Here is a 13,248-nt window from a genome sequence, read left to right on the forward strand (position 1 = left end):
GTCAGGCCGGGGTTCCCAGTCCGGCGACCAGTGCGGCCACCCGTGCCGCCTCGCCGCCCGCCAGCAGCCAGTCCCGGGGCGCGGCGGGCACCCCGTCCACCGGCAGGTCCTCCTGCGGCGTGGTCATGAACCCGGCGACGACGAGCGCGGGTTGGTCGGCGGGCACGGCCGCGAGCACGACCTCCAGGCCCGGCAGCACGCCCGCGCCCGCGAACTGCCACGCGGGCAGTCGCCACGAACCCCGGTCCTTCCAGCCGACCAGGCGGCCGACGCCGAGTCGGTGCCGCACGCGGCTGGTGTCGACGCCGAGCGTGCGGGCCGCCTCGGCGACCGACAGCGCCGAATCGCGCAGCACGGCGTGCGCCACGACGGTACGGGCGCGCGACCGGTCGTCGCGTCCGGTGACGGGGCTCAGGTCGAGGCCGACGTCGGTCAGCGCGGCCCGCTGGTCGGGGGTGAAGTAGCCGGCCGGTTCGGGGTGGGGCGGCGCGAGTCGCCGGGCGGCGTCCGCGACGAGGTCGAGGAACTCGTCGGGGGTGACCTGTAGGCCGGCCTTCGCCAGCACGGACTCCAGAGCGGGACTCATGCGCACAGGGTATCCCGCACGTGCGCTTCTGTGCGCGAGTATCGCTCGAATGTCGCAGGGCTCGGACTTTGCGTGCACAACTCGCCACTCTGCGTAGACATCCGGCGGTCGGGCATGGTGATCCGGCTCTCATGGCGGCGCTCGCTACCATGGCCGGCCGGAGCACTGCGGGGGTGGAATTCACGTGTCGACACCGGTTCGCGCGGACAGGCGGGTCATGGGCCTGTGGGCCGCGGTGATGATCGCGGCGCTGGTCGTGGTCCTGGTCCGGGCCGGCGACGGGCTGATCGACCTGCGGGTCTACCGCGTCGGCGGGCGGGCCTGGCTGGAGGGCGTGCGGCTCTACGCCGAGGGCTTCCCCAAGCCGCTGGACGGCCCCGCGCTCCCGTTCACCTACCCGCCGATCGCCGCCGCGCTGTTCAGCCTGCTCGCCCTGGCCGCGTGGCCGGTCGCCGTGTTCCTGTGGACCGCGCTCGGGCTCGCACTGCTCACGGCCGTGTCCCTGGCGACCGCGCGCCACCTGTACGGCCGCACGGCCCGCGCGGTGTTCGTCGGTCTCGCCGTGACCGCGGGTTCGCTGGTGCTCGAACCGGTCCGCCAGACGCTCGACTTCGGCCAGATCAACCTGCTGCTGCTCGGCCTGGTCGCGCTGGACTGCCTGCTGCCGACCACGAAGTGGCCACGCGGCCTGCTCATCGGCGTCGCCGCCGCGATCAAGCTGACGCCCGCCGTGTTCGTGCTGTTCTTCCTGGCGCGCAAGCAGGTCAAGCCCGCCGTCACGGCCGTCGTCACGTTCGTCGCGTGCGGCCTGCTGGGCTACGCGGTCGCGCCCACCGACACCCGCGACTACTGGTTCGACGCCCTGCTCGACCCCGGCCGCGTCGGCGGCCTGGCGTATGCGGGCAACCAGTCGCTGCGCGGTTTCGTGCACCGGCTGGGCCTCACCGGCTTCGCCGAGACGGCCACGTGGGGCGTGCTCTGCTTGGCGGTGCTGGCACTCGTCGTGCTCGCGGTCCGGCGCAGTGGGGACGACCGGGTCGCCGGCCTGCTGGCCGTGGCGATCGGCGGCCTGCTGGTGTCACCGGTGTCGTGGTCGCACCACTGGGTGTGGGTCGTGCCCGCCCTGGTGTACCTCGTGCACCGGTCCTGGAAGTGGGCCGTCGCCGTCGCCGTGCTGTTCCTGCTCGGGCCGCACTGGTTCCTGCCGCGCGAGGGCGACGTGGAACTGCACTGGTCGTGGTGGCAGCACGTGGTCGGCAACGCCTACGTGCTCGCCGGCGTCGTCGCCCTGGTGCCGCTGGTCAGGCGCCGCGCCTGACCCACTCGGCCGCGTGGCGCAGCGTCCGTTCGTCCACATCGGACAGGTCGAAGCCCAGTGCCACCACGTGCCCGACCAGCTCCGGGTCCGGCGGCAGGCCGTACTTGCGCAGGTAGTGCGGCACGGCGCCGGCCCAGACCCAGGTGCCGTCGGTCTGGAACGTCGGCGGCACGTCCCGCTCGTCGGGCACGAACTCGTCGACGCCCGGCGCCTCGTCCGCGACCACCACCACCGGCGCGGACTCCAGGTAGACCAGCAGCGGTTCCAGCACCTCCGGGTCGAGCACGGTCCGGTTCACCACCGGACGGCCCTCGCCGTCGCGTCCGTCGTAGACGTTCGCCATCCGCAGTTCGACCGCCCGCAGCGGCGGCAGGCCCAGGCGCTCGCGCAGCCAGTCGGGGATGCGGTCGTCGGCACGCGGGAACGTGCGCAGCTCGTCCTGGAAGCCGATCACCGGGGGAGCGTTGCGCCAGCGCGGCTCGTCCTCGGCGTTGAAGTCGACCGCGAACGCGCTCGGTGCCTCGATCTCGTAGACCGCGCTGAGCCACGTGCCCCGGTCGGGCGTGTGCATCACGACGCGCAGTTCGCCGAACAGCCGCACGACGTCCATCGGCGGGCGGATCGGCCGCCACTGCCCGTCGGGACCGGCGAACGCCAGGTCGACCTCGATGTGCCGGCCGGCCGCGCGGTACTCGGCGCGGACCCGCCGCCAGTCCGGGGGCAGGGCGGGGAGCATGGCCCGGCCCAGCCGTCGGACGAGCTGCTCCTGGTCCTGCTCGTTCGGCGGTGCGTCTGGCCGGCTCATGCGTCGGACATCCCTTCGACTCCCCCCAAGGACGGTGCGCCGATCTTAACGGGGCGGACCGGACACCGGAGCCGGTACGCCACACGGCCCCGGTGTCCACAGTGGACACCGGGGCCGTGTCGGTCGTCGGTCAGTGGACCTCGACCAGGTCCACCACGAAGATCAGGGTGGCGCCGGGCTTGATCACGCCGCCCGCGCCGCGGTCGCCGTAGGCCAGGTGCGGCGGGATGACCAGCTTGCGCCGGCCGCCGACCTTCATGCCCTGCACGCCGCGGTCCCAGCCGGCGATGACCCGGCCGCCGCCCAGCGGGAACTGGAACGCCTGGTTGCGGCTCCAGGACGAGTCGAACTCCTCGCCGGTCTCGAAGCCGACGCCCACGTAGTGCACGCTCACCGGACGCCCGGCGACCGCCTCGGCGCCGTCGCCGACGGTGATGTCCTCGATCACGAGGTCGGCGGGCACGGGCCCGTCGTGCGGCGCGACCTCGGGCTTGCTGAGGGCCATGGGTGGAACTCCTCGGGATTCGGATTGCGGTACCGGTCGAGTCAACCACGCCGTCCGACGGACGGCCGATCGGCCCACGACTGCCGGATCTTGTGCGCTGCGTCGTCGTTCTGTTGCGCTGTGTGCACGAAATCCGGCGTGGACACCACGTCCACCCGCAAGAACACCGAGGAGGGGATGATCATGGCGGAAACCCTGCGCCGCCTGCGGTCGTGGCTCGGGCTCGTGGTGGCGGCGGTCCTGTTGCCGGTCGCGGGCGTGAGCGCGGCGGCGGCCGACCCCGGCGCGACGATCGTCGGCGGCACGCGGGCGAGCACCGCCCAGTACCCGTGGGTGGTGTACCTGGCCACGACCAGCGGCTATCAGTACTGCGGCGGCACCTTGGTCGCACCCAACAAGGTCCTGACCGCCGCGCACTGCACCGAGGACGACGTCGCCTCGTCCGTGCTCGTGGTCGCGGGCCGTGACGACAAGAACTCCTCGGCGGGCACCGCCGCCCGCGTGACCAGGATCTGGATCCACCCGAGCTTCAGCTCGGTGACGCGCGGGTACGACGTCTCCGTGCTCACGCTGGACCGGAACCTCACCCAGGCCACGCTGCCGGTGGCCACGGCCGCCGACGCGAACCTGTACACCGCGGGCACGTCGACCACCATCCTGGGCTGGGGCACGACACGGGCCGGTGGTCAGCCGTCGCGCTACCTGCTGCGCGCGAGCGTGCCGGTGACCGGCGACCAGACCTGCTCGGCGGGTTACGGCAGCCAGTACAAGCCCCAGCACATGGTGTGCGCGGGCCTGCCGCAGGGCGGCGTCGACACCTGCCAGGGCGACTCGGGCGGTCCGCTGGTCGCGGGCGGCAAGCTGATCGGCGTGACGTCGTTCGGCGAGGGCTGCGCGTCGGCCCGCTACCCCGGCGTGTACGCGCGGGTGTCGTCCTACGAGACCGAGATCCGGCAGCAGCTCGCGTCGTGACGACGGGCGCGGCGGCGCGATCCGGCCGCCGCGCAACGTTTTCACCCCGTCGTCCCGTCCAGGGGACGTGAAGCGATGGGGTCGGGTGTGCGGCGCGGTGGTGGTGGCGGGGGTGTGCGCGGCGTCGGCCGTGCCGTCCGGGCCCGAGGTCGAGGAGCCGGTGGTGCCCACCGGCGATCCGGCGCTCGTGGCGTACGACTCGTGCGACACGGCCGCGACCGCGTTGCGGCGCGCGATCCTGCCGCACGTCACGGAGTACGGACTCGGCGGTCCCTACCTCACGATGGAGCGGACGGTCGGCGACGCCGCGCCGCCGACCGCCCGGACGCCCGAGCACTCGACCACGAACCGGCACGAGGCCGCCGCCGACGAGCCGGACCTGGTGAAGACCGACGGCCGGCGCGTGGTGAGCGTGGTCGACGGTCGGCTCAGGGTGCTGGACGTGGCGAGCGGGACCGTGGCCGGCCTGTCGGATCTGCCGGGCCCGGCGACCGGGGTGCTGCTCCACGGCGACCGGGCGCTGGTGTTCGGTGTCGCGACCGGCGATCCGGTCGACCGGCGGATCATGGTCGACGCCACCACCGTGACGCTGGTCGACCTGTCCGGTCCGCCGCGGGTCCTGGGCACGCTCGACGTCGACGCCCGGTTCGTCGACGCGCGGCAGGTGGGCGACGTCGTGCGCGTGGTCGTGCACTCGGCGCCGAACCTGCCCTTCGGGTACCCGGACGGGACGGTGACACCCCGGGAATCGTTGCGGCGCAACCAGGAGATCGCGGCGAGCGCGCCCGTCGACGCGTGGCTGCCGCGCTACCGGCTGGCGGAATCCGGTGCGCGCTCCGAAGGTGCCCTGGTCGCGTGCGACCGGATCAGCCACCCCGACGTGCCGTCCGCGACCTCGCTGCTGACCGTGCTCACGTTCGACTTCCCGGGTGGGCTGGGCACCGGCGACGCGGTCACGGTCCTGGCCGACGGCGACACCGTGTACGGCACCGGTACGGGTCTCTACGTGGCCGACGCCCGCGGCGCCGGGTTCGCGCCGGCCACCGTGACCGCGGTGCACCGCTTCGACGTGTCCCGGCCGGGCCCGCCCGTGTACGCGGCGTCCGGCGAGGTGCCGGGCGTGGTGCTGAACCAGTACTCGCTGTCCGAACACGACGGACTGCTGCGCGTGGCGACCACGCTCGAACCCGATGCCACGCGGACCCGGTCGTCGAGCACCGTGACCGTGCTCCGGCAGGAGGGCGACAAGCTCGTGAAGGTGGGCGCGGTCGACGGACTCGGGCACGGCGAACGGGTGTACAGCGTCCGGTTCGCCGGGCCGGTCGGGTACGTGGTCACCTTCCGGCAGACCGATCCGCTGTACACGCTTGACCTGTCGGACCCGGCGAAACCGCGCGTCACCGGGGAGTTGAAGATCACCGGCTACTCGGCGTACCTGCACCCGGCGGGCGACGGGCGGCTGCTCGGGATCGGCCAGGAGGCCGACGAACGCGGGCGTGTGCGGGGCACGCAGGTGTCGCTGTTCGACGTGACGGACCCGGAGGCACCCACCCGCCTCGCCGCCTACCACCTGCCCGGCACGCACTCGGAGGCCGAGTTCGACCCGCACGCTTTCCTTTATCGGGCACCGGTTCTGGCCGTGCCCGTCGGCCAGGGCGTGCTCGTGCTCGACGTGGCCGACCGGGCGATCACGGCCCGGGGCACGGTGTCGCACCCGATCCCGGGCGGTTCGTTGCGGTCGATGGTGATCGGCGACGAACTGTGGACGGTGTCGCACGCGGGCGTGCGGGTGAACGCGCTCGACGGACTCGCCGAACGCGCCTGGATCCCGTTCAGCTGACGGGTCGGGCCAGGAGCCGGTGCGCGAGGACCGTGCCGCCCGCGAGCGCGGCGGGCATCACGACCAGTGCCGCCAACGGGATCAGGCACAGCAGGTAGACCGGGATCGCGAAACCGAGCGTGATCGCCCGGCGTTGCCGCAACACCCGGCGGCGGACCTTGAGCGGCAGCCCGCGCCGGGTGAACGGGATGCCGGTCACCTCGATGCCCAGCAGCGTGGCGTTGACGCACACCGCGAGCACCGGCACGACCGTCTGCCCGACGACCGGGATGAACCCGGCCAGGAACAGCGGGATCGCGCACAGGATCGCGATCCCGATCAGCAGCAGGCCGTCGCGCAGCCCGACACCGGCCGAGCGCAACCACGACACGCGCTGGGACTCGGGCACACCGCCGAGGTGCTCGTCCTCGACGGTCTCGGCGATGTGCTCGTAGAACGGGCCGCCGACGATCAGCGTGATGGCCGTGAACGCCAACAGCCCGATCGCGACGAACGCGCCGAGCACCGACACCCCGGCCGCGACCCGGATCGTGGTGCGGGCACCGTCGCTCCAGTCGTCGGCGAACGGCGTGATCCACGCGGCGATGTCGTCGATGCCGGCGACGAGCCCGACCAGTCCGCCGATCAGCAGCACGGTCGTGATCAACGCGGGGATCGCCCCGATCAGCAACAACCTCGGCGACCGGAACACCAACCCGAATCCCTCGCCGAGCACCTTGAATCCGGTCGCGAGGTCGCGCAACACCCTGATCACGCCGCGAGCTTAACCGCCGGCGTCAGCGCCGACGCCGGAACGAGAGCGTCCGAGCACCCGCACCGACACCGGCCAGGTGCAGGGCGACGCACAGCAGTCCGGCGGTCACCAGCAGACCCCCGGTCACGACACCGAGCGAGGCCCCGGCCAGATCGAGGAGCAGAGCCAGACCGAACAGGACAGCGGCAACGATGGCGAGCATGACGACCTCCGAGGGGACCGGTGGGGAAGTTCCTCCCGCATACCCGCCCATGAGCCCCGTCACACCCGAATCCGCCGACTCCACGGCCCACGACTCGCAGTCCCGAGTGCACAACTCGTGGTGCCTGAACGCACAACTCGCGGTGTCCGAACGCATAACTCGCGCGTTCGGGAACGCAAAGCCACCGGAAAGCGCTACAAGACGAGCCGAGGCACAGTCGACACGTCCCCGTCCGCCCACTCCACGAGCCCCGCCACGTCCAGCCCGTGCGGCGCGACATCCAAGAACGGCGCGATCGACGCCGCCCCGCGATCCAACAACGCCCGAGCGCCCCGGACGTTGCCCCGCGCCGCATGCGTCAACCCGACCGCGAGCTGCGCGAGACCGCGCCAGAGTTCACGTTCGTCCTCCGGCGCGGCCTTCCAAGCGTCCTCCAACACCTCATGGGCGTGGAACGGCTTGCCCTCGTCGAGCAACCGCTGGGCCTCGGCCAACGTCCGCTCCGGTGTTCGCGGCACGCCTTCCGGTTGTCGTTCCACGCCGGGCAGCCCGTAGGGCAGCGGCCGGCCGAGTGCGTCCCGGGGGCGGTTGTTGCGCGCCCGGCCGGAGGAGTCACGATCACGCGGCACCACCCGATCGTCGCACGACGACGACGCGTCGTCAGCCCTTCACGGGGCCGGAGAACCGCAGGTGGTTGCCCGCCGGGTCGCGGAACGCGCAGTCGCGCACGCCGTAGGGCTGGTCGATCGGCTCCTGCACGACCTCCGCGCCCGAGGCGCTGACCCGCTCGAACAGTTCGTCGCACGAGTCCACGTAGAAGATCAGCGTGCCCAGCACGCCCTTGGCGGCCAGGGCCGCGACGGCGGCACCGTCCTCCGGGGAGCGGCCCATGCGCGGGTTCTCCAGCACCAGCTCCCAGTCCGGGCGGCCGGGGATGCCGACCGTGAGCCAGCGGAAGCCCGCGAGGTCGGTGTCGGTGCGCAGTTCGAAGCCGAGCACGTCGCGGTAGAACGCGAGCGCCTTGTCCTGGTCGTCGACGGCGATGAAGGAGTGCGAGAGCTTGATGTCCATGCCGCAGAACCTATGCGGCGCGGTCAGCCCCGCGCTTCTCGAATCCTGCTCGGCCGGGTCGCGGTCTTGGCGTAGCACGCCGGAACACGCGCCATCGCCTCGTGCGATCGCGCCCGGTAGGCGCTCGGCGACTCTCCGACCAACTCGGTGAACCGGGTGCTGAACGACCCCAGCGACGTACACCCGACCTCGACGCACACCTCGGTCACGCTCAGGTCGCCGCGCCGCAGCAACGCCTGCGCCCGTTCGATCCGGCGGGTCATCAGGTAGTTGTAGGGCGTCTCGCCGTACGCCAGCTTGAACTGCCGCGAGAAGTGCGCGGGCGACATCAGTGCGGCGCGGGCCATCGCGGGCACGTCCAGCGGCCGGGCGTACTCGCGGTCCATCAGGTCGCGCGCCCGGCGCAGGTGGGCGAGTTCCTCGGGGGTCACCCGCGCAGCATCCCACCTGGCAAGCCGTCCGCCGGCCCGCATTCCGCCGGCCCGTCACACGGTGGGGTGGCCGTCGGGCTTTCCGCGCGCCGGCCGGGTGGCCCGCCCACAGCATCGACGCCATGATCCGCACTTTCGCCCTGGCCGGGGCTTCCGCGCTGCTCGTCCTCGCCGCGACACCGGGCACCGGTGTCGCGGCCCCGCTGCCCGGCGGCCTCGGCCCGTGTGTCGGCGACGACTGCCCCGACACCTACCCGCCCGTGAACAACGGCGCGTTCACCGGCCGTGACGACGGCGTCACCGTGTTCGTCGGCGGTGACTTCGACGCGGGCGTCGGCGCCGTGGAGAGCGAGGGCCGGATCGTCGTGGGCGGCGACTTCTCGCTGGAGAAGACCACGGGCGGCACGATCTACAACATCGGCATCGCGGGCGTCGGCTCGCGCGTGCCGCCGTCGGACGGCGCGGACTTCCTGGTGACCGGCGGTGACGTGACGATCGCGACCGGGCAGACACTGCTGGCCGACGGCGGCGTGGTGCGCCACGCGGGCACGTTGACCGGCACGACCACCGGCACCGCCGTGCAGGACGACGACGCGTTCCTGCCCTATGCCCCGCTCGCCGCCGAACTACAGGCCGCGAGCACGTGCTACGCCGCCGCCACACCGACCGGGACGGTCGTCAACGAGGGCTTCCGAACCCTGTTCACCGGCGACGACACCTCGTCGCTCCAGGTCTTCACCGTCGACGCCGACGTGACGGGCCCGGCCGGCGCCCAGCAGGAGATCGTCTTCGAGGACGTCCCCGCCGGGGCGACCGTGCTCGTCAACGTCCTGGGCACGGACCGGTCGATCGTGACCAGCAGCGGCGACCTCGCCGACGTCGACCCGCTCAACGGGCTGCGCGAGCGTCTGCTGTGGAACTTCCCGACCGCGACGTCGGTGCTGATCGGCGGTCTCGGCCAGTTCCAGGGCAGCACGCTGGTCGGCGACCCGACCTCGCTGACCACGGTCACCGCGCCCGGCCACGCGGGCCGGTTCTTCACCACCGGCGACCTGGCGCACGGCGGCGGCACGAACTCCGGGCAGGAGTTCCACGCGTACGCGTTCGACGGCGACCTGCCCGGGTGCGCGGCCCAACCCACGACCACCACGACGACGACTCAACCGGCGCCGACCACTGCCGAACAGACGACCACCACCACGTGCGCGACCACCGGTCCGTGCGGCCCAGACTCCGGTGGCGGCGGGCGTCGCCCGGACCTCGCCGTCACCGGTCCCGACCGCGTCGCCTGGCTCGTGCCGATCGGCGCCCTGCTCGTGCTCGTCGGCGCGACCTCGTTGCTGGTCGCGCGTCGACGGGGCTGACAAACGGTCCGGAAAGGACGGAAGGCCCGTACCCCCAGGGCGGATTCCAGGGGGACGGGCCTTCCGCGTGGTCGAACCGGATCAGACGCCCGCGACGGACTGGATCCAGGACCGGTACCGCGTCACGTTGGTGTACGCGGTCGTGGTCTGGCGGTCGCTGGTGGACGCCACGCCCACCTGGGTGCCGTTGGCGACCATCGGGCCGCCCGAGTCGCCACCGGCGGTGATGCCGTTGCCGCGACGGGCACAGATCGCCGAGCCGTTGTAGGCGTCGGTGCAGCCACCGGTGACGGTGACGGTCGCGACCTTCAGCCGCTGCGACTGACAGTTGATCTCGGAGCCGCACTGGGACGTGGCGCCCCAGCCGTACACCTGCACGGACTGGCCGACGGTGACCGAACCCGCCGCGCCGAGCCGGATGTAGGTCGCCGACACCGACCGGTCGAGCCGGACCAGCGAGAGGTCGGACGCGGAGTGGTTGACGATCTGCGCGCCGTTGGCCACCGTGCCGCCGCTGGTCTGGTCGAGGCTGCCGATGCGGAACGACAGGTTGCCGCCGCTCACGCAGTGCTTGGCCGTGAGAATCCAGGTCGGCGCGATGATGGTCGCCGTGCAGGTCTGCTGGCCGTTGGAGAACAGTCGCGCCGCCCACGGCGCGCTGGTCGCGTAGCCACCGCCGATGATGTACGGCGTCACGTCGCCCGCGGGGGCGGCCGTCGCGGCGGTGGGCGCGAAGCCCAGCACCGCCATGGCCGCGGCCGCGAGCGCGGGGATCAGCCTGGTGAGTCGCAAGGTTCCTCGTTTCCGAAAGACACGCGATTTCTCGCGCACAGGGTGTCTTTGGTCACGGGATTTTTACCATCCGATAGGGTTGAATGGGCTATATCAAAGTGGTCATAACATCGTGTTAGAGGGGGCATAGGGTGCTGGTCGAACTGGCGATCGGGGATGCCTACGGTGCCGGGTTCGAGTATGCGGACCCGGAGTTCACGGCGACTTATAACACGCTCGCCGGATATGTGCAGCACCCCACCCACCTGGGCGTTCGGCCTGGGGCGTACACAGATGACACTCAACTCTCGCTCGCGTTGGCGGAACTTCTGGTATCCGGTGACGAGTGGTCACCGAAAGTGATCGCCGAGCGGTTCGTCGAAGTGTTCCGGCGTGATCCGCGAGAGGGTTACGCGCGCGGGTTCCAGCTTTTCCTGGAGAAGATCGAGTCCGGCTCGGAATTCCTGGAACGGATCCGACCGGACAGTGACAAGAGTGGTGCCGCGATGCGTTCCGGACCGCTCGGGTTGTTGCATTCCGTGACCGATGTCGTCCGGCACGCGGAGATCCAGGCCCGCGTCACGCACGACACCCCGGACGGCATCGCGGCGGCGCGCGCGGCGGCGCTGGCGGTGCACTACTGCCACCACGACCTCGGTCCGGTCGCCGACGTCGGCGCCTGGGTCGCGCGCACGCTCGACGAGCCCCGCTGGGCCGTCCCGTGGACGGGAAAGGTCGGTTCCAAGGGCGTGATGAGCGTCCGCGCGGCGTTGACCGCGTTGGCGTCGCACACGCGGGCGAGCGAGGTGCTGCGCGCGTGCGTGGCGTTCACCGGTGACGTCGACACCGTGGCGACCATCGCGCTCGCCGCCGCGTCGCGGTCCGGGTGGGTCGAGGCCGACCTGCCGGAGGTCCTGTACACCGACCTGGAGAACGGCGAGTACGGCCGGGATTACCTGGCGCGACTGGATTCCCGCCTCGTGTAGTCGGCGAGCAGCGCGGCGAACCGGTCCGCCGGCCACGGCGGCACCGGACCGCCGGCCGCCGCCGCGAACAGCCGGTCGAGCTGCACGTGCCACGACGCCAACGCGGTCGGCACGAACCCCGGCTCGGCGACGGTGTGGGTCAACGCCACCCACGTGCCGTGGTCCGGGTCGTGGCGCACCTCGCGCCGCACCCGGCCCGTCGGTCCCTCGTCGACCAGCACGTGCGCCGTCCGCGCCACCACCGTGCCCAGCGGCACCTGCGGCGTGGCCACGCCGACCTCGTCGTGGAACACCCGCCACGCGGCGTCGACCGGCTGCCACATCAGGTCGCGGACGAACCGGACCTCGTTGCCGGTCGCGTGCCCCCGGTCCAGGCCGAACTCGCGCACGTACCGCTCGACCGGTTCGCGCCAGCCGGTCACGGGCGGCACGGTCGACCCGTCGAGGCGGGCGGTCAACGCGCGCAGGCACGAGTCCCAGCCGGCGGCGGTGCGCGCGGCCGTGCGCTCGTGCTCGAACGTGTTCGTGAAGACCAGCCGCGTCCCCGAACCGTGCGCGGCGACCTCGAACCGCAGCACGTCGGTGTTCCAGCGGAACGCGAACACCTCGGGCGGCGTGAACTCCAGCACCGCACCGGACGTCACCACCTCGGGCGCGCTGTCGGGGAACGTGAACCGCAGCACGTCGCCGTCGATCTCGACGGCGGCCGGGAACCAGTGGTCGAGCCGGTCGGGCTCGGACACCGCGCGCCACACCCGCACCGGCGACGCCGCGAAGTCCCGTTCGAACCGCAGCGCGGGCCGGCCGTCGACCCGGATCAGCCGGGCGCTCATCGCGGTGCGCGGGCGATCGGCATCAACCGGTGCGGGTCGGTCGTCAGGAAGTCGGCGACCAGTCCCCGGCACAGCCCCGGCCGTTCGAACAGCAGCAGGTGCGAACTGCCCGGCACGACGGCGAGTTGTCCCTGTGGCAACGCCTGGTACATGGCCACGGTGTGGTCGAGGCGGATCAGGTCGTCGTCGGCGGCGAGCACGAGCGCGGGCACGTCGACGTCGTGCAACGCCTCGGCGGTGCAGCCCTTGCCGCGCGCGGCCTCGCCGAACTTCGCGACCACGACGGGCAGATGGTCGCGGCCGTCGGGGGAGACCTCGGCGTAGCGGTCGGCCAGTTCGGCGGGCAGTTCCCCCGCCGGGTCGGGCAGGAACAGCCAGCCGTCCGCCGCGAACGCCGTGCTGATCAGCACCAGCCGGCGCACGAGTCCGGGATGGCGCAAGGCCACCGCGAGCGCGACCACCCCGCCCGCGCTGTACCCGACCACGTGCGCCGGTCCGCCGACGACGTCGGACAGGAACGCCGCCACGTCGTCGGCCAGGTCGTCGGAGGTCACCGGGCCGGGGACGTCCGGGGTACGGCCGTGCGCCCGCCGGTCCACCAGGTACACGCGGAACCGGTCGGCGAGACCGGCGAGGTTGTCCTCGAAGTCGCGCGAATCGCTGAACCCGCCGTGCAGCAGCACCACCGGTTCGCCCTCGCCGCGCACCTCGTACCAGGTGTCCACGCCGTTCACGTCGGCACGCATCACAGTCCTCTCGGCTCGTCGGTCGCCTACGATGATGTCCGCGCTCCCACCCCGGTGCAGCCTG

Annotated in this window: 16 protein-coding genes; 5 read left to right on the top strand and 11 right to left on the bottom strand. The window is 72.3% G+C overall.

The genetic code is table 11. The annotated features are described in order from the left end of the window. Nucleotide 1: 1 nt before the first annotated feature. On the bottom strand, nucleotides 2-586 hold the full coding sequence (locus F4559_RS08330) for a DNA-binding protein (RefSeq protein ID WP_184667258.1): 585 nt from the start codon (nucleotides 584-586) through the stop codon (nucleotides 2-4). Nucleotides 587-770: 184 nt separating this feature from the next. Between F4559_RS08330 and F4559_RS08335 the strand changes: the two genes are divergently transcribed. Then, complete coding sequence (locus F4559_RS08335; protein ID WP_184667260.1) at nucleotides 771-1,904, top strand: glycosyltransferase 87 family protein; 1,134 nt, start codon at nucleotides 771-773, stop codon at nucleotides 1,902-1,904. Here F4559_RS08335 and F4559_RS08340 read toward each other — a convergent pair. Together F4559_RS08340 and F4559_RS08345 are read right to left on the bottom strand one after the other, a co-directional pair. Continuing rightward, complete coding sequence (locus tag F4559_RS08340) at nucleotides 1,888-2,709, bottom strand: hypothetical protein (protein WP_184667262.1); 822 nt, start codon at nucleotides 2,707-2,709, stop codon at nucleotides 1,888-1,890. The genes F4559_RS08335 and F4559_RS08340 overlap by 17 nt on opposite strands. Before the next feature lie 130 nt (nucleotides 2,710-2,839). Beyond that, on the bottom strand, nucleotides 2,840-3,214 hold the full coding sequence (locus F4559_RS08345) for an FKBP-type peptidyl-prolyl cis-trans isomerase (RefSeq protein WP_184667265.1): 375 nt from the start codon (nucleotides 3,212-3,214) through the stop codon (nucleotides 2,840-2,842). Nucleotides 3,215-3,352: 138 nt separating this feature from the next. On the opposite strand from F4559_RS08345, the gene F4559_RS08350 reads away from it, so the two are divergent. After that, nucleotides 3,353-4,186 carry a S1 family peptidase gene (locus F4559_RS08350; RefSeq protein WP_312865526.1) on the top strand — a complete coding sequence of 278 codons (834 nt, stop codon included), beginning with the start codon at nucleotides 3,353-3,355 and terminating at the stop codon, nucleotides 4,184-4,186. A gap of 67 nt (nucleotides 4,187-4,253) precedes the next feature. Next, the gene (locus tag F4559_RS08355; RefSeq protein ID WP_184667267.1) at nucleotides 4,254-6,026 is read left to right on the top strand and encodes a beta-propeller domain-containing protein; all 1,773 of its coding nucleotides are present in this window, start codon (nucleotides 4,254-4,256) and stop codon (nucleotides 6,024-6,026) included. On the opposite strand, the gene F4559_RS08360 is transcribed toward F4559_RS08355, so the two are convergent. The 5 genes from F4559_RS08360 to F4559_RS08380 all read right to left on the bottom strand — a co-directional run bounded on the left by F4559_RS08360 (nucleotide 6,019) and on the right by F4559_RS08380 (nucleotide 8,484). Then, a complete protein-coding gene (locus F4559_RS08360; RefSeq protein WP_312865527.1) occupies nucleotides 6,019-6,780 on the bottom strand; it encodes an EI24 domain-containing protein in 762 nt (253 codons plus the stop codon). The two genes, F4559_RS08355 and F4559_RS08360, sit on opposite strands and share 8 nt — an antisense overlap. 22 nt (nucleotides 6,781-6,802) lie before the next feature. Continuing rightward, complete coding sequence (locus F4559_RS08365; protein WP_184667269.1) at nucleotides 6,803-6,982, bottom strand: hypothetical protein; 180 nt, start codon at nucleotides 6,980-6,982, stop codon at nucleotides 6,803-6,805. 194 nt (nucleotides 6,983-7,176) lie between these two features. After that, nucleotides 7,177-7,614 (bottom strand): DUF309 domain-containing protein, encoded by a 438-nt coding sequence (locus tag F4559_RS08370; protein ID WP_184667271.1) that lies wholly within the window; start codon nucleotides 7,612-7,614, stop codon nucleotides 7,177-7,179. 28 nt (nucleotides 7,615-7,642) lie between these two features. Continuing rightward, nucleotides 7,643-8,053: a VOC family protein gene (locus F4559_RS08375; RefSeq protein WP_184667274.1), complete on the bottom strand. Its 411-nt coding sequence runs from the start codon at nucleotides 8,051-8,053 to the stop codon at nucleotides 7,643-7,645. Nucleotides 8,054-8,076: 23 nt separating this feature from the next. Continuing rightward, entirely contained in the window at nucleotides 8,077-8,484 is a 408-nt protein-coding gene (locus F4559_RS08380; RefSeq protein ID WP_184667276.1) for a helix-turn-helix domain-containing protein, read from the bottom strand. 122 nt (nucleotides 8,485-8,606) lie between these two features. Between F4559_RS08380 and F4559_RS08385 the strand changes: the two genes are divergently transcribed. Then, nucleotides 8,607-9,848, top strand: a complete 1,242-nt coding sequence (locus F4559_RS08385; RefSeq protein ID WP_184667278.1) for a choice-of-anchor A family protein — start codon at nucleotides 8,607-8,609, stop codon at nucleotides 9,846-9,848. A gap of 81 nt (nucleotides 9,849-9,929) precedes the next feature. On the opposite strand, the gene F4559_RS08390 is transcribed toward F4559_RS08385, so the two are convergent. Next, nucleotides 9,930-10,640: a S1 family peptidase gene (locus F4559_RS08390; RefSeq protein WP_184667280.1), complete on the bottom strand. Its 711-nt coding sequence runs from the start codon at nucleotides 10,638-10,640 to the stop codon at nucleotides 9,930-9,932. A 131-nt stretch (nucleotides 10,641-10,771) separates the two neighbouring features. On the opposite strand from F4559_RS08390, the gene F4559_RS08395 reads away from it, so the two are divergent. After that, on the top strand, nucleotides 10,772-11,605 hold the full coding sequence (locus F4559_RS08395) for an ADP-ribosylglycohydrolase family protein (protein WP_184667282.1): 834 nt from the start codon (nucleotides 10,772-10,774) through the stop codon (nucleotides 11,603-11,605). On the opposite strand, the gene F4559_RS08400 is transcribed toward F4559_RS08395, so the two are convergent. Together F4559_RS08400 and F4559_RS08405 are read right to left on the bottom strand one after the other, a co-directional pair. Continuing rightward, entirely contained in the window at nucleotides 11,572-12,438 is an 867-nt protein-coding gene (locus tag F4559_RS08400) for an SRPBCC domain-containing protein (protein WP_184667284.1), read from the bottom strand. The genes F4559_RS08395 and F4559_RS08400 overlap by 34 nt on opposite strands. Continuing rightward, a complete protein-coding gene (locus F4559_RS08405) occupies nucleotides 12,435-13,184 on the bottom strand; it encodes an alpha/beta fold hydrolase (protein ID WP_184667286.1) in 750 nt (249 codons plus the stop codon). The genes F4559_RS08400 and F4559_RS08405 overlap by 4 nt, the downstream gene beginning before the upstream one ends. Nucleotides 13,185-13,248: the final 64 nt, after the last annotated feature.

The organism is Saccharothrix violaceirubra, from assembly GCF_014203755.1.
Classification (GTDB): domain Bacteria; phylum Actinomycetota; class Actinomycetes; order Mycobacteriales; family Pseudonocardiaceae; genus Actinosynnema; species Actinosynnema violaceirubrum.